This is a genomic window from Endozoicomonas sp. ALC013 (genome assembly GCF_049310205.1).
In the GTDB taxonomy this organism is placed as follows: Bacteria; Pseudomonadota; Gammaproteobacteria; order Pseudomonadales; family Endozoicomonadaceae; genus Endozoicomonas.
The window spans coordinates 1-20,830 of record NZ_JBLYNS010000093.1; the positions used below are offsets into that span (position 1 = coordinate 1).

Annotated in this window: 18 protein-coding genes and 1 pseudogene; 10 read left to right on the plus strand and 9 right to left on the minus strand. The window is 48.7% G+C overall.

What is annotated here, in order from left to right; translation table 11 throughout:
- The first annotated feature begins 64 nt into the window (after window positions 1-64).
- Both ACO6V1_RS15870 and ACO6V1_RS15875 read left to right on the plus strand, forming a co-directional pair.
- On the plus strand, window positions 65-661 hold the full coding sequence (locus ACO6V1_RS15870) for a hypothetical protein (RefSeq protein WP_422467579.1): 597 nt from the start codon (window positions 65-67) through the stop codon (window positions 659-661).
- Window positions 658-1,842, plus strand: a complete 1,185-nt coding sequence (locus ACO6V1_RS15875; protein ID WP_422467580.1) for an iron-containing alcohol dehydrogenase — start codon at window positions 658-660, stop codon at window positions 1,840-1,842. The genes ACO6V1_RS15870 and ACO6V1_RS15875 overlap by 4 nt, the downstream gene beginning before the upstream one ends.
- Here ACO6V1_RS15875 and ACO6V1_RS15880 read toward each other — a convergent pair.
- The 5 genes from ACO6V1_RS15880 to ACO6V1_RS15900 all read right to left on the minus strand — a co-directional run bounded on the left by ACO6V1_RS15880 (window position 1,831) and on the right by ACO6V1_RS15900 (window position 13,151).
- Window positions 1,831-2,817, minus strand: a complete 987-nt coding sequence (locus ACO6V1_RS15880; protein WP_422467582.1) for a Wadjet anti-phage system protein JetD domain-containing protein — start codon at window positions 2,815-2,817, stop codon at window positions 1,831-1,833. The genes ACO6V1_RS15875 and ACO6V1_RS15880 overlap by 12 nt on opposite strands.
- Window positions 2,814-7,250 carry a chromosome partition protein MukB gene (gene mukB, locus ACO6V1_RS15885; RefSeq protein WP_422467584.1) on the minus strand — a complete coding sequence of 1,479 codons (4,437 nt, stop codon included), beginning with the start codon at window positions 7,248-7,250 and terminating at the stop codon, window positions 2,814-2,816. Before mukB ends, ACO6V1_RS15880 begins: the two co-directional genes overlap by 4 nt.
- Window positions 7,247-8,023, minus strand: coding sequence for a chromosome partition protein MukE (locus tag ACO6V1_RS15890; RefSeq protein WP_422450606.1), 777 nt, complete (start codon window positions 8,021-8,023; stop codon window positions 7,247-7,249). The genes mukB and ACO6V1_RS15890 overlap by 4 nt, the downstream gene beginning before the upstream one ends.
- Window positions 8,013-9,377 carry a hypothetical protein gene (locus tag ACO6V1_RS15895; protein WP_422467586.1) on the minus strand — a complete coding sequence of 455 codons (1,365 nt, stop codon included), beginning with the start codon at window positions 9,375-9,377 and terminating at the stop codon, window positions 8,013-8,015. Before ACO6V1_RS15895 ends, ACO6V1_RS15890 begins: the two co-directional genes overlap by 11 nt.
- Before the next feature lie 201 nt (window positions 9,378-9,578).
- Window positions 9,579-13,151: a DUF4116 domain-containing protein gene (locus ACO6V1_RS15900; protein WP_422467588.1), complete on the minus strand. Its 3,573-nt coding sequence runs from the start codon at window positions 13,149-13,151 to the stop codon at window positions 9,579-9,581.
- Between the two features lie 71 nt (window positions 13,152-13,222).
- Between ACO6V1_RS15900 and ACO6V1_RS15905 the strand changes: the two are divergent.
- Together ACO6V1_RS15905 and ACO6V1_RS15910 are read left to right on the plus strand one after the other, a co-directional pair.
- Window positions 13,223-13,357, plus strand: a pseudogene (locus ACO6V1_RS15905) (arsenical-resistance protein); the annotation flags it as partial.
- Window positions 13,358-13,621: 264 nt separating this feature from the next.
- Entirely contained in the window at window positions 13,622-14,584 is a 963-nt protein-coding gene (locus ACO6V1_RS15910; protein ID WP_422467590.1) for a hypothetical protein, read from the plus strand.
- 275 nt (window positions 14,585-14,859) lie between these two features.
- On the opposite strand, the gene ACO6V1_RS15915 is transcribed toward ACO6V1_RS15910, so the two are convergent.
- On the minus strand, window positions 14,860-15,138 hold the full coding sequence (locus ACO6V1_RS15915) for a hypothetical protein (RefSeq protein ID WP_422467592.1): 279 nt from the start codon (window positions 15,136-15,138) through the stop codon (window positions 14,860-14,862).
- A gap of 95 nt (window positions 15,139-15,233) precedes the next feature.
- On the opposite strand from ACO6V1_RS15915, the gene ACO6V1_RS15920 reads away from it, so the two are divergent.
- A complete protein-coding gene (locus tag ACO6V1_RS15920; RefSeq protein ID WP_422467594.1) occupies window positions 15,234-15,398 on the plus strand; it encodes a hypothetical protein in 165 nt (54 codons plus the stop codon).
- A 215-nt stretch (window positions 15,399-15,613) separates the two neighbouring features.
- Here ACO6V1_RS15920 and ACO6V1_RS15925 read toward each other — a convergent pair whose 3' ends face one another.
- A complete protein-coding gene (locus ACO6V1_RS15925) occupies window positions 15,614-16,126 on the minus strand; it encodes a phage integrase N-terminal SAM-like domain-containing protein (RefSeq protein WP_422467596.1) in 513 nt (170 codons plus the stop codon).
- A gap of 299 nt (window positions 16,127-16,425) precedes the next feature.
- Between ACO6V1_RS15925 and ACO6V1_RS15930 the strand changes: the two genes are divergently transcribed.
- Window positions 16,426-16,908 (plus strand): tetratricopeptide repeat protein, encoded by a 483-nt coding sequence (locus ACO6V1_RS15930; RefSeq protein ID WP_422450613.1) that lies wholly within the window; start codon window positions 16,426-16,428, stop codon window positions 16,906-16,908.
- A gap of 368 nt (window positions 16,909-17,276) precedes the next feature.
- Here the strand turns inward: ACO6V1_RS15930 and ACO6V1_RS15935 are convergent, their stop codons facing one another.
- The gene (locus tag ACO6V1_RS15935; RefSeq protein WP_422467598.1) at window positions 17,277-18,257 is read right to left on the minus strand and encodes a transposase; all 981 of its coding nucleotides are present in this window, start codon (window positions 18,255-18,257) and stop codon (window positions 17,277-17,279) included.
- Between the two features lie 376 nt (window positions 18,258-18,633).
- Window positions 18,634-18,834, minus strand: a complete 201-nt coding sequence (locus tag ACO6V1_RS15940; RefSeq protein ID WP_422450615.1) for a Lar family restriction alleviation protein — start codon at window positions 18,832-18,834, stop codon at window positions 18,634-18,636.
- 96 nt (window positions 18,835-18,930) lie between these two features.
- Here ACO6V1_RS15940 and ACO6V1_RS15945 point away from each other — a divergent pair, with 96 nt between their 5' ends.
- The 4 genes from ACO6V1_RS15945 (at window position 18,931) to ACO6V1_RS15960 (ending at window position 20,772) form a co-directional block, all read left to right on the plus strand.
- Entirely contained in the window at window positions 18,931-19,302 is a 372-nt protein-coding gene (locus tag ACO6V1_RS15945; RefSeq protein WP_422450616.1) for a DUF4440 domain-containing protein, read from the plus strand.
- Between the two features lie 437 nt (window positions 19,303-19,739).
- Complete coding sequence (locus ACO6V1_RS15950) at window positions 19,740-20,063, plus strand: helix-turn-helix domain-containing protein (RefSeq protein ID WP_422463362.1); 324 nt, start codon at window positions 19,740-19,742, stop codon at window positions 20,061-20,063.
- Between the two features lie 138 nt (window positions 20,064-20,201).
- Complete coding sequence (locus tag ACO6V1_RS15955; protein ID WP_422450618.1) at window positions 20,202-20,549, plus strand: type II toxin-antitoxin system RelE/ParE family toxin; 348 nt, start codon at window positions 20,202-20,204, stop codon at window positions 20,547-20,549.
- A complete protein-coding gene (locus ACO6V1_RS15960; RefSeq protein ID WP_422467600.1) occupies window positions 20,485-20,772 on the plus strand; it encodes a HigA family addiction module antitoxin in 288 nt (95 codons plus the stop codon). Before ACO6V1_RS15955 ends, ACO6V1_RS15960 begins: the two co-directional genes overlap by 65 nt.
- Window positions 20,773-20,830 lie beyond the last annotated feature (58 nt).

The window sequence follows — 20,830 nt, forward strand, 5'->3', positions numbered from 1 at the left end:
TAAATCTATTTCATTGTCCTGAATAACACTCCCTATATAGCCGACCATCTTCTGATTGTGGATAATGTCACCCGGAAATAACAACAATAATTATTGTCCGGCGGTTCGCTGGCAGGAGCTTCAGGTGACCCCATCCCTTCCCGTTATCTGGCGCATAAAGCGTTTGTATGTCCGTTTTATGCTGGCTTTTATTGGTCATGGGCTGGCTAAGGCTTGTCGGACTGACAAGCTGATTCAGCAGGAAATCGAATCATTGCCCGATGGTTTTACCTTTTCCATGAGTGTTATGCCCCGTGGCCCGTGTTTGTATATGAAGAAAAGTGGCGGGCGAATAAAACCGGGTCGTAAAAGCAGTGAAACCAAGCCCGATGTGGATATTCAATTCAAACATCTCGCCCACGCTTTTAATACGCTCTCTTTTCTGGAAGGCACAACCGATGCTTTTGCCAGGGAACGAATGGTGGTAGATGGCGACCTTTCCGCCTCCATGAAACTGGTCCGTTGCTTTGAGCGACTGGAAGCGATCGCACTTCCCCGGTTTATAGGCCGGAAAATCATGCGTCATTACCCGGATATTTCCTTAACGGAAAAGCTGATGGGGGCAGTTCAAATCTATCTGGGCGTGTTTGCCGGTTTTGTTATGGGGGTGTTTGCCAAATGAGCCGCAGTTATTATGAATTCTTTAATCCGGTCAAAATCGTTTCAGGCAATGAAGCCCTGGAGCATATACCCTATGAACTGGCCAGCCTTGGAGTAAAGAAGCCATTGATTATTACCGATGGCGGGGTGCTCAACGCCGGTTTAATTGAGCCCGTCAAGCGGGCTCTGGTGGTTGACGGAGTTTCGATGGCGGGTGTCTATAGTGATGTACCGCCAGACTCATCAACAAGTGTCGTATCTGCCATCACCCGGTTTTATCGTGAGAATGGCGCGGATGGCATTATTGCCATTGGTGGTGGGTCGGTGATTGATACATCAAAGGCGGTCAATATTCTTGTGTCCGAAGGTGGCGATGATCTTCTGGCTTACAGCGGTTCTGGTGCACTGACTAAACGACTAAAGCCGTTATTTATCCTGCCAACCACGGCAGGTACCGGTTCAGAAGTGACCAAAGTTGCGGTTATTCGTGATGATGCCACGGGTCGTAAAGTGCCTTATGGCTCTTCATTTCTGATGCCTGATGTGGCGGTTCTTGATCCGCGGATGACCCTGACATTGCCACCGCATATCACCGCTGCCACCGCCATGGATGCCATGACCCATGCCATTGAAGCGTTTCTGGGGACGGCCAAGAATCCGATCAGTGATGCCTATGCCGTTGCAGCGATCAAAGGCATACGGGAAAACCTGCTTCGTGTGCTTGCCACACCGGATAGCCAGGATCTCCGACTGAAGCTGGCAGAATCAGCCACCATGGCGGGCATTGCCTTTTCCAACTCCATGGTTGGTCTGGTCCATGCCATCGGGCACTCGCTTGGGGCGATAACCCATCTTCCCCACGGAGTCTGCATGAGTCTGATGTTGCCTTATGTTCTGGAATACAACCTGCCCCGGTGTGAACAGGCGATCGGTGAGCTGCTGCTTCCCCTGGCCGGTGCCGATTTTTACAGCAAAGTACCCGAACAGCGGCGGGCGGCTGAAACCATTATCTATATTCGTGCCATGCGGGATGAGCTCTTTGAGCAAACAGGGCTGCCAAGAACATTGTCAGAAAGTGGCAAGGTGCATGAGTCGCAACTGGAAGACATTGCTCGTATGAGTATTGATGATGGTGCACTGCTCTATAACCGGGTCGATGCCAGTTATGAGCAGGTACTGGGGCTGTTGAAGTCAGCCTGGTAGGTCACTATCAAAAAGACGTCGGATCTCATCCAACAGGCGGGAGTCCAGTACGATGGCCTCCTGCTCCATCCATTTTGCATCATCGGCAAGCGAATTGATAAAGGGGTGTTGTGCGTACTTTCTGGATTGAGGACAGATATCTTTCCGCCAGGCAACTTTCCCCTGTTTTATTCCCAGCTTGAAATGGGGCTGATAGTCGCTCCACCAGTCAGGAATTAATAACTTCAGTGGTTTATTCTGAGCCCGGGCCAGTGATGAGGCAATATCAAGTCCCTTCTGATCCAGGTCGCCAAAGTGACACCATTGGTAGTCCAGAAAAAACGACAGTAGCTTTAACGCCAGCTTTTGATTATTTCCCGGAACGAACAGGGCAATAACATTTTCCGGTAAGGGCAGGTGTTGCCAGGCACCGGCATTTTCCACCGTGATGATATTTGTTGGCGCTTCACACTGTATACTTTGCAGCTTGCCCAGTGCAGTTTCATTGATGATGACCGCATCTGAAAAGGCCATTTCATTCCGACAATTAATAACCCTTCCAGAAAAATGCAGCTGACATTCCATTCGGGTGCGGAGCTGAATCAGTTCGCTGTCTCTTGTTGCTATCCCGGAAGGTGTTGCCGCCTGTTTCTTGGAGTGTTCACCCCAAATAGCATTAACTACACGGCTATGGATATGCCCTGGTAACGGTGATATCAGATGCTGGGTGAGAAATGCTTCCCTTGTTTCACCCTGCTCCAGTGACGTTTGCCAGTGGCTGCCGAACTGCCTTTCCATATACTCCAGGAAACTCAGGCGGTCATGGGCGGTTCTCAGGGCAAAATCATTGTTTCTTTGGCGAAAGCTACACTGCTCGACCCAGCCCACCTTTATGAGGTGTGTCAGAAAGGCCGACATTTGCCGACCTTTCTGACGATAGCTGTCTGCTAACAAGTCTAATGCAATCGGTATGGCATCTTCTGGCTGGAATGTCACGATTCAGCCCCCTGGGGCAGCCTGCCTTTTACGCCAGAGAAAATAACATGCTCGTAAGGTTCCATCAGGCGTACCATCCGATAAGTAATGCCATTTTTGGGCAGCACATTATCCGGCGCACCAACCAGCAGTTGCAGGGATTGATGGTCACAGAGCTCTTCCAGAGTGGCCAGTGCCCTGGCATCAAGCCGTGCCGCTTCATCCAGAAATAACAGACGACTGGCGGCGTGTCCTTTGCCATCGCGGTTATTGCTAGCGACTTCCCATGAATGCAGCACCATGGTGAGAATGGCCAGACCGGTGCCAATGGCTTCACCGGTGGAAAGGTTGGTCGGGTTGGCTGGTTCATACTGACTGCTGCCAGCCCGCTGAATCAGAATATTCAGGCGAATGTACTCACGATAATCCAGCAGTTTATCGCCAACAATGGTACCCCCGGTTTCCTTCTTAAAGAGGTATTCCAGCGCCGCCTCCACGGTGATATCGGGTTTGCGGAACAGGTCTGCGTAAAATTCCTGCTGCAAGGCATCCAGTATTTTCTGGAAACTGTCGATCACTTCCAGCTCAATTTTGATTGCCCGGATAGTACCAAAATGCACACTGGACAGGGCAGCGTTCAGCTGATGAATCTGTTTGCGTTCTTTGTTGATCTTGCGCTGAATGTTCTGCCCGAGACTGTCCGATTCGGCGAGGAAGCGTTTCTCGGCGTCTTTTAACAGGGTTTCCAGACGAGTCAGCCGCTCTTCCAGCAACTCCAGGTTTTGCCTTGGGTCATCCGATTGATACAACGTTTTATCCATGCGCTGGGCAAGATACGTTTGTGAATCAATAAAGCATTGGAACAGTGCTGGCAAATCCGTGCTGCTGCCTTTCTCTATTTGTTGATAAAGACTGTCCTGCCCATTTTTCTGTTCATTCTTCTGTTCATTTTCGAGAGCCTTTGCCAATGCGACCCTTGCCGTCGCCAAACCGTCACGTAACGTGTCACTGTCCTGATTCAGCAGGTGATGAATATGTAGCCGATGTCGTAACCCGGACTGTTCTGCCTGTTGCACAATCCGTTCATGGCTGGTGGTGGCGTGTTGCGCTTTAGGTTCCAGCTGATGAATATCCGCTATGGTATCACTGAGTCGCTCCTCGACTTTTTTCCGTTCTGCTGCAACAGTACTTTGAGCGATGTTTTGCTGTTTGATTTCCTGAATAAGTTCAGACTTTTCTGTCTTGATGCGGGTTAACTGTGCAGCACACTCTTCCTTCAGACCCACTTTCCAGGTCAGAGGAATATCAAAAATTTGTCGTTTGAGCTCTGATTGCTGATGACTATTTTGACTCAGGAGAGCATTGATAGAGTGGATGCTTTTCTCAAGTGAGTGGCACTGCTCACGAAGTTGTGTCGCATACTGGTTTTGCCGTTGCTCCTGCTGTTGTTTAGTCTCGTACTCATTCCTGAGTTGATTTTGCAGATTCTCTTTTTCTTCCTGCCGTGCGACAGACTCTGCAAAGCGCAGATTAGGGGCTTTGTCCATGGCCGACGTCAGAAGGTCTTTCTGCTGGTGGTAATGGCTTAACTGCTGCTTCAGCTGTTCCAGCTCTGCTCGCAGGGCATCCAGATTCTCTACCGGTGGCTGCTGAATATAGAAGCGATGCTCATTGAGCTGCCGAATCGTCTGCTGATGTTTGTCCACCCAGGCTTTAGCGTCAGTGGCACTTTGCAGTTGCTCATGGAGAGCCTCTAATGATTGGCGATCGGGGTCGTCATTCAATAGCCAGGCACTGGTTTGCCACTGTTCAAGACAACGAACAACACCATTCAGACTGGTTTTCTGCTGCTCGGCATCGGCCAGATCAACCGTCAGTGATTCGACCTGGGCTTCCAGCTGCTCCAGTTGCCCGGTAAGCTCATTAACCGGCGGCTTCTGAACGCCAAGCCACTGGCTTTTGGCGGACAGCTGATCGAGAAGTTGCTGGCATTTCTCCAACTGTCGTTTGCCAATGGCCAGTTCCTGCAGCTGATCCAGCAGCTGTTCTTCCTGCTGCCGCAGTCTTTCCTGCTCTTTCTCCCGGGCCAGTCGGCCAATGGTCGGGAACTCAGGTTCCCGGCTTAAACGGGCAACATTGCTGGCGATTTCTACCAGTACACTGCCGTCTTCTTTCTGCTCAAGGGGGGTATGGAGATACTCTTCTTCCGAAAAAGACGCTCCCGGTGTGCCACCCAGTAGCCAGACATGATCCGGGCGATCGCTTTCTTCGCGGATAATAGTGGCAGCTTTGCTGATGTCCCGAACCTGGATGGCGTGGCGTAACGGGCCAAACTTGGCCTCCAGCCAGGCCGCCTCTTCCAGGGAGATATCATCGTTATCAAAATAGTCACTGATCACCACTCCGCCGGTCATCTCCGCCAGCTTTTGCAGTTGTTGCAGCTCTTTTGATGCCTTGATTTCCAGCTGGGCCATGCGGGAGCGCAGCTCTTCCAGATGCTTGCCGAGCTGCACATTGGCCTGCAGGTTTTCCTGCTGTTCCTGGCTGATTTGCTGGCGCAGGGTGATAAAGTCATTGTGGCTATCCATCAGGGCAGCCGGGCGGATGGCTTGAATCGCCTGACCCAGTCTGCGAGCATCCAGCCAGTGAATATTATCCTGACGGGCCTGGGTAAGGCTGCCCTGGATTTGTACCATTGTCTGTCTGGATTGCTGGATTTGTCCGCCAAGGGTATCTATTTTCTGTTGCTGGAATTGTTGCTCATGAGTGGCGGTGTTCAGGCTGGTGTTCCAGCTGGCTTCATCCTGAATACTGTTGCGCCATTCTTCGGGAAGCATCGCAACGGCCTGTTGCAGCTTCTTCAGTTGCTCTTCTTCTTTCTGGCGCTGTTGCTGCTGCCTGATCAATACCGGTATCTGTGCAGCCAGTGTTGTTTGTTGCTCATGGTAATGTCGCCAGTGGTCGCTGCGGCTGGCTGCCTGTTTCAGATCAATATCGGTATCACCAAACGTCGCCAGCAGAGACAGGGTTGCCTCGAAATGCCCGCGAATGGTTTCCGCCTCATCCAGTAGTGGCTTCTGGCTGTAATAGCGGCCGGAAACGTCCTTTTCAGCCTGCAGCAACGTTCCCATTAACGGAGTGAGTGCGTCTGCCGACAGGTCTGGCTGGTTAAAGCTGTCACGTACTTCATTCAACGCCCTGAGGGCGGCAAGGTATAATCCGGCTTTTCGGGCTTCTTCAGAATAGGCCTGCTCGACACTGGTCAGCTGTTTTACCAGTTGTGCAATATCATCCTGCAGGCGCTTAAGCTCAGCGGACTCTTCTGCATACTGGCTTTCCAGTAATGCGTTCTGTTCGCTCAGCTCTTCCAGCTGCTGGTTATGGTTGCTCTGCTCATTTTCCAGTCTTTGCAGATCGGTATGCAGTCGTTCAAGGTTTTTGGCATGATCCAGACGCTCGTCAGCGTCTTCTTCACGGCTTGCCAGTTCACTGTCCAGGGTATCCAGGGTCAGTAATCGTGCTTCAATGGCTGACAGCTGTTGTTTTTTAGTTTCCAGCTCCAGTTGTGCCTGATGCTCTTGCTGACGTTTATCTTTCAGCTCAGCCTGAAGTTTGGCCTGTTGCTTTTCTGACCATGCCAGAACATGTTCGCCAAGGGCATAGCTGGACTCCAGAATCTCCCGGATGACTTTCCGGTCACTGCGGGTGCTTTCTATCTGGCGACGGGTTCGCTGGGTCTGTTGCAAGGCACTTTGCATGGAGCCAATGGATTGGCGTACCTGATCATCCGCCGGCAGCAGATAATCCCTCAGTCCTTTTTGCAGCTCAGACGACAAGCCGCCGTAGAGGCTGGTTTCCAGCATGCGGTAATAACGCTGGCGATCCTGGCTGTTTTCCATTCGGCGGGGAATAATCCGCTGCTCGAACTGCCAGTTCATATACTGGGCGGTGGTGTTGAAGATTTGCAGTTCACCGCCCATCATGGTGACCTGATTTCTCAGGGCTTTGCCATCCAGGGGTTCGTATAAGCCATTTTCGCCGGGTACCGGCCTCATCACCAGATCACGCACCGGAACATCATCATCGACACCGGTAATGGCAAACAGTTTCAGCTCGACTTTCGGCTGGCTCAGGCGGCGAATCTGGACACCCGCTATTGCCCGCCTGCCGTCGTAAAGTTCGTAATCCACCAGGCTGTAACAGGTACCGGCACTGATGCGTCCCCAGATTCCATTATCACTGCGATCCTGTCCGCTGTCGGAGTTGTTACGCAGGCGAACCAGACGATTGTCGGGTACCCGGTTTATCAGCAAGGCACCCATAATGGTGGTCTTACCGGCACCGTTATGGCCGATGAGGTTGCTCATTAATGGGTGCATGTCCAGAGTCTTGAAGAAGACACCCCGGAAGTTAACCAGGGTCAGGCTGCGGATCTGGGTTCTTTTCTGGCTCATGCTTCCTGCTCTTGTTCAAGGGCCTGTTCAGATATAACGGTGTCGTCTTCAACGTGACGCTTTTCTTGTGGTGCGTTTTCCGGATTATCTTCCGGATCAGAAGTTTCCTGCATCACAGGTTCTTCATCGTCATTCAGGCTGATATAACCGTCACGAACCAGCTGCGCCATGGCTGCCCTGGCGGCTTCTGGTGACGAAGCCGTTGAGCGAACAGGATCAATAAATCGCAGCAACGGTGCCTGGGTCTGCAGACGGCTGGCCTGGTTGCCTTCCAGCCTTACCATGCCCAGCCTGGCCAGCTGTCGGATGGCCTTACGCAGGGTTTCCATGGCTTTTTCACGGTCTGCCTGGGTCTCGATTTTTTTTCGTTCCAGCAGTTGGCAAAGGTATTCATTGTCCAGCAGCAGTCGCAGCCGCTCGTAGATTGCATCGGCGGATATCCAGCCACTGCCTTCCAGTTGCTCGGGGTCGAGATGGAACATGGCCAGCACCTGACCGACGACCATGGTCAGTTCATCCAGTTTTCTGGCACGAATCAGGCTTTTGCCGGCAGTGCCGGGGCGGAGGTAGTAATAGGCTTCCGGTGCCTGAACCAGGTCAATACCATAGCGGAGGTAGTGTTCGACCAGCAGGGAAAAACCGTCCTGGATAATATTGAAAATCCGGTGATGGCGGGCGTCGATATGTTCACCCCGACGCAGCCGGGTATCCAGTTCCGGGAAGCATTCATCATTGATCAGATCGGCGATCTGCTGGTAGGGGTTATCGGTCAACAATCGGTTTCTCTCTTTCCTGGCGGAGTGTGTTAGGGGTCAGACTCAGGCGTTCCACGTAAAACTCGGGAGCGATGGCCGGGAGAACCGCATGCCACTGATGATCTGCAATGTTCTGTCGGTTTTGCTGGTGGCCCATTTCAGTCAGGGCGCTGAACAGCCAGCCTGCGACCATGTTCAGTTTTTCCATAGGCCACTGGCTGGCCAGCAGTTCCAGTGCCTGTTCGTAGGATGGCAGTATTCCGGACTGTTGCTCTTGCCTGACCAGCCATTCCTTAACCTGTTGCTTCAGGGCATCAAAGTCTTCGATGGCCGTCAGTTCACCTTCATCATGGATTACCCGTGCCAGATTTTCTTTCGCCCGGGGTGGTTCAATATCCCGCAATCGGGCCAGCGGTTCTTCATTGGCGTAGCGCAGATACCAGGGCAATGCCTGATAACTTCGGATGCCTTCCCGCACCCGCTCCATCAATGCCTTGCGCTCATCCATGGTGACAAACTGACGCAGGTATTGATGAACCCGGTGGTGGAAACCTTCCCAATGGTTCATGCGTTCGCTGCTCCAGTGCTCAATACGGTCAAGATGTTGCTCCAGCCGGATAACACTGTTGATGGCATCGTGTCGACTGGCCTGTTCACAATAGCGGGAAATGGCGTCCAGCAGTGAGCGAAGTTCGTGGCACGAGGCCAATAGCAGTTGCTGTAAATCCTGAAGATGATTCTGGGTGCTGGTCAGCAGCTGTTCGCACTGGCTGATGCTGTTTTGCCAGTCCTGCTTCAGCAGTTCCACCACTTCTTTGCGGGTGTTGATGGCATCCTGGTCCAGCTGACGCTGACGATGATCAATGGAGGTGACCAGCTGGTTGACGGTAATGTTCAGTGGTGCTTCTACCTGAAGCTTCCAGAACGGTTCGTTGCCCCCCTGTTCCGCAGAATCCCTGATCTCTCTGAGGTGGGTGGCAACCGTCATAAACAGGGTACTCAGTGCTTCTTTTGACGCTTCCATACCGACACACACGGAATCGACAATCTGTTCGGACAGCGGTGTGATCAGATAAGCGTGATGTCGATGCCCACTGCCTTCAAGGCAGATCAAAAGGTGCTGCTGAAGGAGACGGCGGATCACGTCGTTACAGCGCTTTGAAGAATCCTCACTGCTATCGTCCAGTCGTGCTTTTTCCACGTTTTGGAACACCACATGCAGCTCTTCTTCACTGAATTCCGGTTGTGATTCCGTTTCTTTCCAATAGCGCAGTGCTGCCAGGTAGGCGAGATCAGCAGGTTGCAGTTTCAGGCTGATACCCTGAGTCAGGATGGTGCTGATCAGTGACGGGATGTTTTTTGAGGCTGGCAATCACTACTCCATCAGTCATAAGGTGCTGTTTTGGGGGAAGGTGGGGCAGAACCTGGTTAAGGCCGGTTAAGCCGGATTTATTATGAGAAAAACTGATAACAGGGTAAAGCAATAAACTGATTATTCGCTGGAATGTCTTTTAATTCCTCAGTCTTAAACAGTAGGAAGACCGAGGAGTTCATTGAAGAGCAGATTATTGGCCTATTGCGTGAATCCAGTGTCCTTGTTCCGGGCGGCAGCTTTAATATCCGGATCAGATTTCAGTCTGTCGCTGAGATATTTGTAAATGCGGGCATCTCTTGAGAGCAGTGGCAGGACAAAATCCTTGTCATTTTTGATATCTGTACTGGCATACTTAATTGCACGGCCATCACTTTTAATGGCAAGCATTACCAGGGATTTATCCTCTTTGAGACGATCGCTGGCATATTTTAATAACAGCCATTGCTGTCCTATTGCAGACTTGGCTATTTCAATATCATCCCTGAGTTCGTCGGAGATATAACTGAATAACTTTGGGTTTTGTTCCACCAGGAAAAGCACCAGATCCCTGTCGTGATCTAAATTATAATCCTCACGCAAGAGTTGAATAGAAACCTTTGGAAAGAAGGCTTCAATGGCCATGTGAGCTAGCAGTTCCTTTATTATTTTTGCAGCATCATCCAGCTTAAGGCGTTCGCTGGCATCGGTAAAGATTTGGCGAAGTCCTGAACTTCTATACGGGGCTCGAAATGCATTAAGAATACCATAAGCTTCTTTGGCTATTTCATGGAAGAACCTGTATTCGTCGTCCAGATAATCAACGAACGCATAATCTTTGTAATATGACAGTATTTCGCGGCTTTCAAATACATCCACTACCAGGCAATGTTTGAATATCCAGTTATTTATGGCGTCGCTCAGCCCGTTTTGGCACTTATTAACCAGCGTTTCAAAATACCACTTATCAGTATTTTTATCGCACTTAAAACTGTTGATTGATATATCCATGGAGGTCAGTCCTCTCAAAACAGTCACCAATTTCACAAAGCCATCCTGTAATGCTGATGTGGTATTAACCTGAGTGTATTCTATGGTCATTTTCCCCGCGCTTTGATTGAAACTGATCGCCATTGGCCGTGAACTGCTATCAATCGATGCACAACGAAGTGTCTGGACCAAAAACCAGAAACGCTTCAATTTGCCCTGTAAGTGTTTATTTTCCTCGTCTTGGGAAAATTTATCAGAGATGTCGAGGCGAAGTGTACGACCCTTGCCTCCCTCGGCCTGTTCCAGCATTGCTATGGTGCAGACGTGCACTCCGAGGGCTGCATTAATAAAAGCGGCATCCACCATATTAAGCATGCGTAGCTTTGATACGTTAAGTTTGTGCAGTACCGAGATGCAATTGTCGTTTAATAGTCCGCAAACTCCTTGGGGGAGTATATTAATCAGCGTTCTATAATCTGTGATTTTGGTAATTTGTCCCTGCCCTGATGCTTCTGCCACCGGGGCGAGAGCATTAACAAATCGCTGATGAAGCCAGTAAATCAGGTCGTGAGCAGAATGGATATCGTTCACTTCTTTGGGCTGGTTCAGTTTTTGCAATTTATCCAGCAAGGCCTGACAATCTCTCAGCCATTGCCTGAAATTCACGGGCTGGTCGGGTAATTCCTGGTCGGTGGTCAGCAGCGGCAACACCACTTTCGAGCGCAGGTTAACAATGGCATCTTTCAGGCAATTGCTTTGTTTTTCAAGGAGTAGGAGCTCCTCAATAAAGGGTTGGACTTCAGGTGGTTTTGCATTCGATTCAGGCACGGCGGCCAGAGCCAAAAAGCCCTTATAACCCGATACAAACTGTTGTAAATCCCCCTGTAGCTGCTGAATCTCAATGCCAAGCTGTTGTAATAGTTTTGATCGGTTTGCTGACATGCTGACGGCCTTACTTCGTCCAGGGCCAAGGCAGCGACTGATTAATCGATCAGGGTGAAAATAGTCCAGCAAGCGGTTATTTTGGCGATTCAGCCAGGCAAAACCTTCGTCGACCCGGGTGAAGTCGGGTGGTTCTGCAGCACCGGTTGCGGGTGAGCTGATGATATCCTGACCGGAAGTGGTGCTGTTGGTCTGCCAGTAGGCAGACTGGTTGCCGGTCTGCAAATAGGCTCCGGGGCTATCGGCAAAACTGCCTGCCACCAGTGTTACCTGTTGTCCGCTGGCTTGGGTTAATGCCTCAGAATACTGAGAACCAGCCACCAGACAGGGTATACCCGCCTGACGCAGGGTGATGGCAACATGATCGGTGGTTCCCCCATCTTTGAACACACAGCCGCCCAAACGTTTTAAAATATCCGGTGCCAGCATCCAGTCACTGGCGTGTTCGGCAAACAGAATGGCACCGAGCGGAATCTGTTCCGCGTTGACCGGTTCGGTGACCACCAGGGCCACACCACTGCAGCAACCTTCACTGACCATGATTCCCTCAGCCAGTGGCAGGGAGGGAGGTGCTGCACAAAAATGGGTACTGCCCGGCAGCTGGGTCACTGGCCGGCACTGGAACAGGCAGGGTTTCCCGTCTTTCACGCCGAACTCAATATCTACCGGGCAGCAGAACATATCTGCCAGCTGTTCTGTATATGCCTGCAGTTTTTGCAATATCTCCTCAGTAAGCATGATGTCTTTGGCATCGGTGGTTACTGTGGTGCCCTTTTCGATATAGCCCACTTCACCGGTCTGTTCATCGGTGATTTTTTCCAGGACAAACTGTGTGGTAACGTCTCCGGGGGTAAATTGCCGAACCGGTTTACTGTTTTCGTCATCACCGCGTCTGATCGTATAGCGATGGGGGCGGATGCCTGAACTTCCACAGACGGCCCCCCGGGGTTGACCCTGTGCAAATTCAATCTGCATGGTACCCTCCCCTTCCTGCAGTGTTAAGTCGCTGAACACTACGCCCCCCAGCTGACAATGGATGCATTGCTGCAGGACCAGCGCCATGGGTTTTACCCGCCCGGAGGGGCAGACTTCCGGCCGGTAAGCGGACGACAGGACTTGCAGGCAGGTTTTCAGGATATCGCCGCCACCATGAACCCGGGAATCATAACGACCGGCCTGGGCATCGCCGGAGCGGTCTTCATCCACGCCGGAACTTCGGACAATGCAGGCCTCATTGGATGGTTGCCGGAGCGTGAGGTAGAGATGACGAATATCCTCGGCAGCACCGATATTTTTGACTTGTTGGTAGAAATCCTCACTGGCAATAAACCCGGATAAACCCTTGAGACATTGCGCCTGTTGCTGATGGGGGCGTTCGGCAACGATCGTGCGCAATTGTTCCAGGCTGTATGGTTCGTGGCTCCAGCTGTGTAAATCTGGCAGAAAAGGCAACAGGCATTTTGCGGGGAAAGGGTGTTGCTCCAGCTTGGCGACCAGGGTTGTGTCAACCACAGTGAAGGGTGGAACCGGGATGTTAGCCTGTTGCATACGGTGCAGAAACAGTCCCTTGCCGCCCATAAAGGCCCGGGTTTGCCTGTCAGTGGTGGGTGGCAAGATGGCAGGTTGCAAGTCATGGTTGGCAAGCCTGCGGTTGTCCGTAACCGGAATTTCGATGTCACGAGTGGATAATGGAGAAGAGTGGGTGGTTTCGTATGAATGATCCTTAATGAACCGTTTGCAAGGAGTGAGGTCATGACTGGCAAGAATGACAGAACCAGCGGATTTGAATGCGGCGTGGCAGTCAGTTTTATGAGCAGGTATGGGTGACATAAAGCACCGTGTTGTTGGTAGAGCGCTATCCATAATTGTGATTTCTATAAAATTTTCTTTATTAGACCAGTGCTTTTGAAAAAAGTTTCAACAAATAGGACTTCAGTCTGTTTGGTCTGAACTCCGGCGCTGCCCTGGCGACAGTGGTCGGTGTATTGGTTGAAGTGCCGATCATGCTTGCGCTGGTGGCTTATGCCAATCGTACCCGCGATCGTTTTCCGGTTGCTCGCGCAGGTTAATTATCTTCCCGTTGACTACTGAAATGTCGAAGTTATTAAATGACAGCTCCTTAAGGCACGCCCTAAAAAAGGCACTAGCATTGTCGAAGATACTTTCTGACCCGATTTTTCAGAATTCACAGGGGATCTACCATGCGTTCTTTGCCTTCCAGGGATCAAGTGTGTCAGACGCTTCAAAATCTTGCCAATACAGGGGGCATTGATCAGCCAGTCCGCCTGAGTGGCAGTCATCAACTGAAAACAGACATACCAAAAGGTAACTGGATGAGGCGAACGGTCAAACCATTAACGCCTCAGGATACAGTCTCCATCCATGGTCGGCAGAAACAAGAAGCTGTCGATTTGATCAGTCGATATTCTGATAAACCATTGATGACAAGAGAAATCACTGTAAGCGAAATCACTGTAGGGCAAGCCTTGCTGTTACTTCAGTCACCAGCATCAGATAAAGAATTTATTGAATGTGTGAATTCAGACCAGTTAAAGCTTGAAACAGATATCGGTAAAATAATTTTCAACGATTATCTGGAACAAAAAATATCAAACCAATCTGAACATTCGGTTGACCCTCTTGGCAAAGTCAATCACTTGATTGAAGAAATACCTGACTCCTCTGAAGCCGCCAGAACTCTGGCTGATCAGTGGTTGATAAGTCAGAAAATGAAACTTTTGGACAATACCCCTGCGTGTGAAAAAGTTGTGCAGGAAGCTCTGAGCACACCAGATTCCAGCATGGGCAAGACGTCATTTGACGACCAGGAGTACTTTCAGCATATAAGACAGGCTTTACCTGACTATTTGCAAAGGGTAGAAATGGTGGCAAATTTACCAGCTTCGGAGCTGGAAATATTGAAAAAGACAATGGAGGAAAAAGGGGTACCACCATCCGATCCGCTCTACCAGACTACGTTGGCCCATATTGCTTCAGCATCAGGGCAAAATCCTGACGTTGCTATCAAAACAACCATAGAAAGTTACCAGGATTATCTGACTCTCATCGAAAACGAGAAACAAGCAGTAAGCCAGTCATTAGAAGAAGACCGGCTTCAACTCAAAAAGTTTGAAGAAGAAAAAGCGACAATGAGTAATGAGGACATACAGGAGTCTTTATGGGTAGGCCATACTGGTGTTCGTATTGCCAGTAATGAAAATAGATTGACAGTACTCAATGAATGGAGTGATTTAATGCAAGTAGAGCTGAAACGCTTAAACTCAGAATCGCTTTGAGTTCTCCCATGCATTGAGGCAGATCACGTTGGTTGAGTTTAATGATATTGCTGTTCGCCTGTAGCCGTTAACTCAGGAACTGATGAGATAGCTGAGTAAGACCGTGTTTGAGAGCATCAGAGAAATTCGGCTCTGATGCTCTTCTGCTCAACAGGCCCTATGCTTTCTTCTTCTGATAAACCTTCACGCCACCGGTCTCCCCACATTTTCCTGCCATCCCGGCCAAGCTCTGAAGTCGGTATCCATTGCCGTGCATAAGGGACAGGTGACGAACGTTATGGGGCGCAATGGTGTTGACGAATGAGAAGTTCTAGTCGGTCTATTTTTTTATCGGTACGCTTAAAACCTGCAAGCATGGCTTCAGCCAAAGCAGAAATATCGGCTTTAACACCCGCAAGCTCACGATCTTGTTGGGCAAACCGTGTACGCATCTCCTGTCGTGTCGCCAGTATCTCCTGATGGGTATCACCAGTGATTTTGATGAGATTACGAACTGCACTGTCCAGCGAATCAAAATGGGATTCAAGTTTCTCCACTCTGGCTTCCAATGACATACTGCATAGCATTACGTTTATTGTTTGAGACATGAGCATAGCAAACAATAAAGATTGGCACAGAGACAACTAACACCCGCCTCTGGCACAATCCTATGGCAGGGCAGGGGGCGGTCATTGGTCTGGTCCGTGACCGGGGTGAGACGGCTATTCTGCTGGTTGAGCCGTTCTTTGAGTTTGCCAGCGGATACTGGACCAAGGCGAGGTTGCCCTGGCAGGAAATGGCGACGCCATGGATAAAGTTGCCGTTCGTCGTTTAATTACGGTTTGATAACCGGTAATTGTATTCGGTGTCACCGCTGGTGGCCTGATTTAAAAAGGTATTTTGATAAACAGTTCGATGGTAACATTTTACTCCTATACAACTATGGTTAAATTGTCGTGCAAATTACAACTGCCTTAATACTCAAGGAAATGGCATAGAGGGGCGGTAGCGTGAGTGCTGTTCAGGAACAGGAATGTTTTATCATTTTTATCAGCGATCAACCGGGCTTAAAACCGCTTTACCACCCTTGCCATGGCGAACGGTAATTTCCATGCGCCCAAAATCAACAGCCTGAACTTTAAGATGCAGAGCTTCCTTCAGTCGAAGACCGGCACCATACATTAATTGGGCGACTAATAATAATGGCGTGCCTTTGAGATAGGTCAAGACAGAGTTGGCTTCAGTCACCGAAAACACAACAGGGAGTTTTTTGGGGCGTTTGGATTTTTGCCAGTCATTGATCGTGAAACTGTCACGCCTCAGCACTTGTTTGTACAAAAAGACCAGGGCTCTCAATGCCTGCTGCTGATTACTGACAGCAACGTGCTTTTTCATCACCAGATAGGTGAGAAAATCACGGACATCACCGCCAGCCAGTAAATCGGGATGACGCATTTTATGAAATTTTATAAAGCGTTTAATCCAGTCCCAGTAGCTGCGCTCGGTAGACAGAGAATAACCGGCAGAGCGAATGGCAATTTGAAAGCGTTCTTGTAATCTCATATAAGTTCTGATTGATACTGTGTTTTTATACAGTAAAAGCTAGTTCGTATATGCAGAAAATCAACTGAATAGTTAACTTGTTGTTTTGAGTGAAAATAAAGCAATCTGTAATCACACGGGTTGCTTGACCGAAAAATATACGAGTTACAAAATACGAATCAGAAGATATCGCCTTTAAAATGCAGAACGCTGTGTAACTCGCGCTGTATGCGGGTATCGGCTGGTGTGTATAGCGAATCTACAGTATGTTATACGAAACTGATTCGTGTAAACGACTGTTATGAGCCTAAAGGAACATTATGGAATCAATCATTACCCATGCAATTAACTTACGGAAAGAAGAAAGGTTTACAGATTCAATAAGAGCTTTGGAAAAGCTGGTAGATGACGAAAACTATTCGGGACAAGCATTCTTACAAATCGCATGGAATTATGATGCTCAAGGACTTGAGCGAGAAGCTATACCTAACTATAAAAAGGCACTTGATGGTGTTTTATCTTATGATGAAAGGTTTGACTGCCTATTAGGACTGGCAAGCAGTTTAAGATGCATTGGAAACTATAGCGAGGCAGATATCTACTTTAAATTATTGCTCTCAGATTACCAGGACAAAGATGAAATAATTCCTTTCTATGCAATGAATTTATACAATCTCGGAAATCATAAAAAATCTGTCCAATTGTTACTTCATACATTGTTGAAAACTACAAACTCAACAGATATCAAAGCATATAAAAATGCAATCAACATTTATGCACAAAATCTAGATCAAACGTGGTAGTCCGTGCAACCGGCTCATAAATCGGGTAAGGGCTGGTCTTTCTCCAACCCTCCCACAGCACCCGGCATGCGGGTCCGCACCGGGCGGTTCAACGATGATGGTGAAACCTGACCCATAAGTCTTTCAATGAAACATAAAAAGAAAGGACACCCATTTTTTAAAAAGTGAAGAGAGTACGTCATTTATTCATTTTTTAAATGATAGTATTGATCATTGTAAGAATTTCTCATTCATACCAAACAGGAAGCGTATAAAAAGCACTAAGTAACAGCCAGAGAGAAGACACTATCAAGACAATATAAGAAAGCAATATAAGAAAGAGCATTCAGAAAATTCTGGCCACATTAAAGTCAATGAAAATATGTTGATCAGGCAGGATAGAGAGCACCACTCACAGACATCCCATGAACCCAGCATTTTCCGGTGCTTTCTGCATAAGCCTTCAGTGAAGCCAGCTTGCCGACTGCGCGGTGAAAACGATTATTCCACCGCATAGTCTCCAACCATTCTTTTGGGTCAATACCCAAGCGCTCCAGGATAGGTGGTACATCGTCAGTTATACGACCACGTTTGCCTTTTCGGACAATTCGGCCAGACCAGTCAACCAGTTCAAAGTAGCTACTGAGTGGGTATGGAATCGCCTGTTCCGGGTTTTGACCCTGAGCTTTTAACGGCTTCAAGGGTGCTTTTTGTTTTTTTCCGTTTACGCTGTCGTATGACTCAATGCGCTCTTTAATAGAGGTATGTTCTGAGGTTTCCAGCGTTGCTGCAATTTTTGCCCGGATGGGGTTTAAGTCGACATAGGCCATGCAAGTCAGCAATGCTGCCTCATCTAACAGAGCCTGACTTTTGTAACGACCTTCCCAAAAGCGCCCTTTGCACTCATCCTCCTTATTGGCCAGCCGGGCTAAGTATTCGTTGAGACAGCGCATGAACCAGCTGATATCCATTAAGCGACCTCGGTACTCCTGGGCATATTCTTCGACTCGCAGCAGCTCTGCTTTGCCCAGCTGATCGCCGACAAGAAAACGCTGAACCAGGTGCGGACCTGCAAACAGCTGCGTCCAACGTTGTAAGACTTCTTTGGTGCCCCATTTTTTGGCTTGCTGACTATTGATATGGAGCACCACATGATAATGATTCGACATCACCGCATAAGCACAGACTTCCAGGGAAAAAATACCAGAAAGCGCTTTCAACCGATCAACCACCCACTGCCTGCGATGCTCATAGTTTTTGCCTGAGAAATTATCTTTGCCGCATAGGAAGGCCCTGCGAACGCAGCGTGCCATGCAGTGGTAGTAGGGCGTACTGGCTGGATCTATGAGGTTTTTTCGGGCGGTCGTCATGTCATTTATTTTGGTTACTGGGTAGATTTCCTTAATGCCCTTAAGAGGCTCCAGAAGAAAAATAGACAGTGTGGCCGATTAGTCAAATTTTTGGGTGTCCTTATTTTCTTTATTTTCTTTATTTTCCTCCCGATACGGGGCTTATTTGACTGGTTCACCATCGATAACTGGGAAGATCTGTTTACAGCGATTATTGAAGGCAGGAGTGTCAGCTTAAAACACTTGATGGTTGACACCACATAGGGGAGTTTCTGGTAGCCCTGTTTAACCTGTGTTCTGAACTTGCTGATAGCCTGGCTGATCGGGCAGCATGATTTCGTTTGGCCTAAATGAATGAGTTATGGAAAGATCTATTGGATTAGGCATTTATCAATGATCAGCGGGAATTGCTGTCGTCTGCTTTGCCTACTACGTTTCGGCGGTTCCATTTTTCAGCAAGTTTGCTCTCGTCCATTCCGCCATCCATGTGGTGCATACACCCTTTGCACCAGATCGAGAAACTTTCTTGCGCCCACGGGCCACCTTTCATTTTGACTTCACTCCCGCAGAACGGGCAGTCTTTTAATTCAATATCCATTGTTGCTAGTCTCTGCCAGTCAGCGTTTAACAAGGGCGTTCACAGGACTGCGCCTGTGACGCAGGTGTTATATGCCTTATCGAATTTGGAGAATATATGGATATCTTGATTGAGCAAGAAATCGAACTTCATCAGTACGAAATACGTCAGAGTTTGCTAGATATCGAACGTCTGATTCATCCTAGCTTTTCTGAGATTGGTAAATCAGGTATTAGTTATGACTTTGCTTCAATCATAGAAATGATGAGTTCAGAAGAACCTTCAGAGGTTCGGATTCATTCGCAAAACTATGAATGTGTCCAACTTGAACCATCGGTTCAGCTATTGAAATATGAGTCAGTTTTAGTAGCGCCGTCGGGCGAGACTAGCGACTATGCTAAACGTTGCTCTATTTGGGCTTTTAACGGCTTTCGTTGGCAACTGAAGTTTCATCAAGGAACTCCATGTCCAGTTTTTGAATTGGTCTAATATCAGGCTTGGGCAAACGGGCATATAACAAAGCATTTAAGCTGGATGCGCAAACGCGTGCCGAACTCGCTTCGCTCAAACATGGCACACGTTTACTCACCACTTAATGCGGCGTTATGTTCACCCATGCTGCCCGCAGCGCACAACTTGTTTTTTGATACTGTTCTTTATCTTGTTTGTATTAGTTTCACCACTATGTTTTGGGGTCGAAACTAATAAGGTCTATTTGTCTTGCAATCCCCTGTATGTGGTCTAAGTTTCCCGCACACAAGAAAAAACCCGGATCGTCGGAGTTAGCGGCTCCTACCGGGTTTCTCTGTATAGCAATGAGCTGCTGCTCGGGAGACAGTATAGCAATGATTTCCTTTGCCTACACAATTGGGATTGCAAAGTTGATACGGGTAAAACTCAATACAGAAGGTTTGGAAAACCTGAACATGACCCAGAGGTACTTACTGGTTGTATTGGCGACCTTTGCCAACTCTGAAGGGGAGTGCTGGCCGAGCCAGGGAGCACTGGCAGAAATTCTTGGCGTAACCCAAGGAACGATCTGCACCAGTTTGAGAAAGCTGGAAAAAGAAAAATTCATTGAAAGCTGTCACCGGAAAACCAGAAACGGAGGTAATGCCAGCAAAATCTACCGGATGCTGTTTGAACCGTTTATGTTCAAGCGTATCAAGGAAGAACAATACAACTGCTTCGGCCAGCGGATTGACGATCCTCGAATGACTGATGCTTCCTGGGCGGAAGGCTTGGAGTAAGTGAACATAACAAGTCAGTCAACCGGAACTCCGCTCCGCTCCGCTGCGTCCGGTTACTTCAAGCGTTAGGCTCACTCTGCAACATCGTACAAACTTCCATTGTTGATTCGTGTTGCGCAATAAGCTGCACTCATTGGCATGATTAAATCATTCAAACATAAAGGGCTCAAACAGTTCTTTGATACGGGCAAAAAGGCTGGAATTCAGGCCAGGCACGCAAAGAAGCTAAGAATGCAGCTGACTGCAATCGATACTGCCCAAGTGCTTGATGATATTGACCTTCCTGGTTTTTCTCTTCATCCATTGAAGGGTAATAGGTCAGGAATATGGTCAATCTCAGTGAGTGGTAACTGGCGAGTTACCTTTGAATTTCGGGATGCAATGCGTACATCCTTAACTATGAGGATTATCACTAATGTCCATGCACAATCCACCTCACCCTGGAGAGTTCATAGAATCCATTTACATGGAGCCTTATGCAATTAGTTGTCGTTATCTGGCCGAACAGCTTGGTGTAGCTGCTTCAACTCTTAACAGAGTTATAAAAGGAAAAAGTGCAGTTTCACCGGAAATGGCACTGAGATTATCAAAGGTTCTTGGTCGGACACCTGAAAGTTGGCTTGCAATGCAGGATAATTATGAAATATGGCAAGCACGAAAGAGAATAAACCTTTCAGATCTACAACCCCTCAAATTTTTAACCGCATAGACCCAGACAAAAATCAAAAGCGTGAGCCTAAATCGGGTAAGGGCTGGTCTTTCTCCGG

Bases quoted from the DNA above. Each gene is read 5' to 3' on its own strand.
- ACO6V1_RS15870 (WP_422467579.1), top strand. From the start codon at position 65: ATGTCACCCGGAAATAACAACAATAATTATTGTCCGGCGGTTCGCTGG.
- ACO6V1_RS15875 (WP_422467580.1), top strand. From the start codon at position 658: ATGAGCCGCAGTTATTATGAATTCTTTAATCCGGTCAAAATCGTTTCA.
- mukB (WP_422467584.1), bottom strand. From the start codon at position 7,250: ATGAGCCAGAAAAGAACCCAGATCCGCAGCCTGACCCTGGTTAACTTC.
- ACO6V1_RS15900 (WP_422467588.1), bottom strand. From the start codon at position 13,151: ATGGATAGCGCTCTACCAACAACACGGTGCTTTATGTCACCCATACCT.
- ACO6V1_RS15910 (WP_422467590.1), top strand. From the start codon at position 13,622: ATGAGGCGAACGGTCAAACCATTAACGCCTCAGGATACAGTCTCCATC.
- ACO6V1_RS15915 (WP_422467592.1), bottom strand. From the start codon at position 15,138: ATGTCATTGGAAGCCAGAGTGGAGAAACTTGAATCCCATTTTGATTCG.
- ACO6V1_RS15920 (WP_422467594.1), top strand. From the start codon at position 15,234: ATGGCAGGGCAGGGGGCGGTCATTGGTCTGGTCCGTGACCGGGGTGAG.
- ACO6V1_RS15925 (WP_422467596.1), bottom strand. From the start codon at position 16,126: ATGAGATTACAAGAACGCTTTCAAATTGCCATTCGCTCTGCCGGTTAT.
- ACO6V1_RS15930 (WP_422450613.1), top strand. From the start codon at position 16,426: ATGGAATCAATCATTACCCATGCAATTAACTTACGGAAAGAAGAAAGG.
- ACO6V1_RS15935 (WP_422467598.1), bottom strand. From the start codon at position 18,257: ATGACGACCGCCCGAAAAAACCTCATAGATCCAGCCAGTACGCCCTAC.
- ACO6V1_RS15940 (WP_422450615.1), bottom strand. From the start codon at position 18,834: ATGGATATTGAATTAAAAGACTGCCCGTTCTGCGGGAGTGAAGTCAAA.
- ACO6V1_RS15945 (WP_422450616.1), top strand. From the start codon at position 18,931: ATGGATATCTTGATTGAGCAAGAAATCGAACTTCATCAGTACGAAATA.
- ACO6V1_RS15950 (WP_422463362.1), top strand. From the start codon at position 19,740: ATGACCCAGAGGTACTTACTGGTTGTATTGGCGACCTTTGCCAACTCT.
- ACO6V1_RS15955 (WP_422450618.1), top strand. From the start codon at position 20,202: ATGATTAAATCATTCAAACATAAAGGGCTCAAACAGTTCTTTGATACG.
- ACO6V1_RS15960 (WP_422467600.1), top strand. From the start codon at position 20,485: ATGCACAATCCACCTCACCCTGGAGAGTTCATAGAATCCATTTACATG.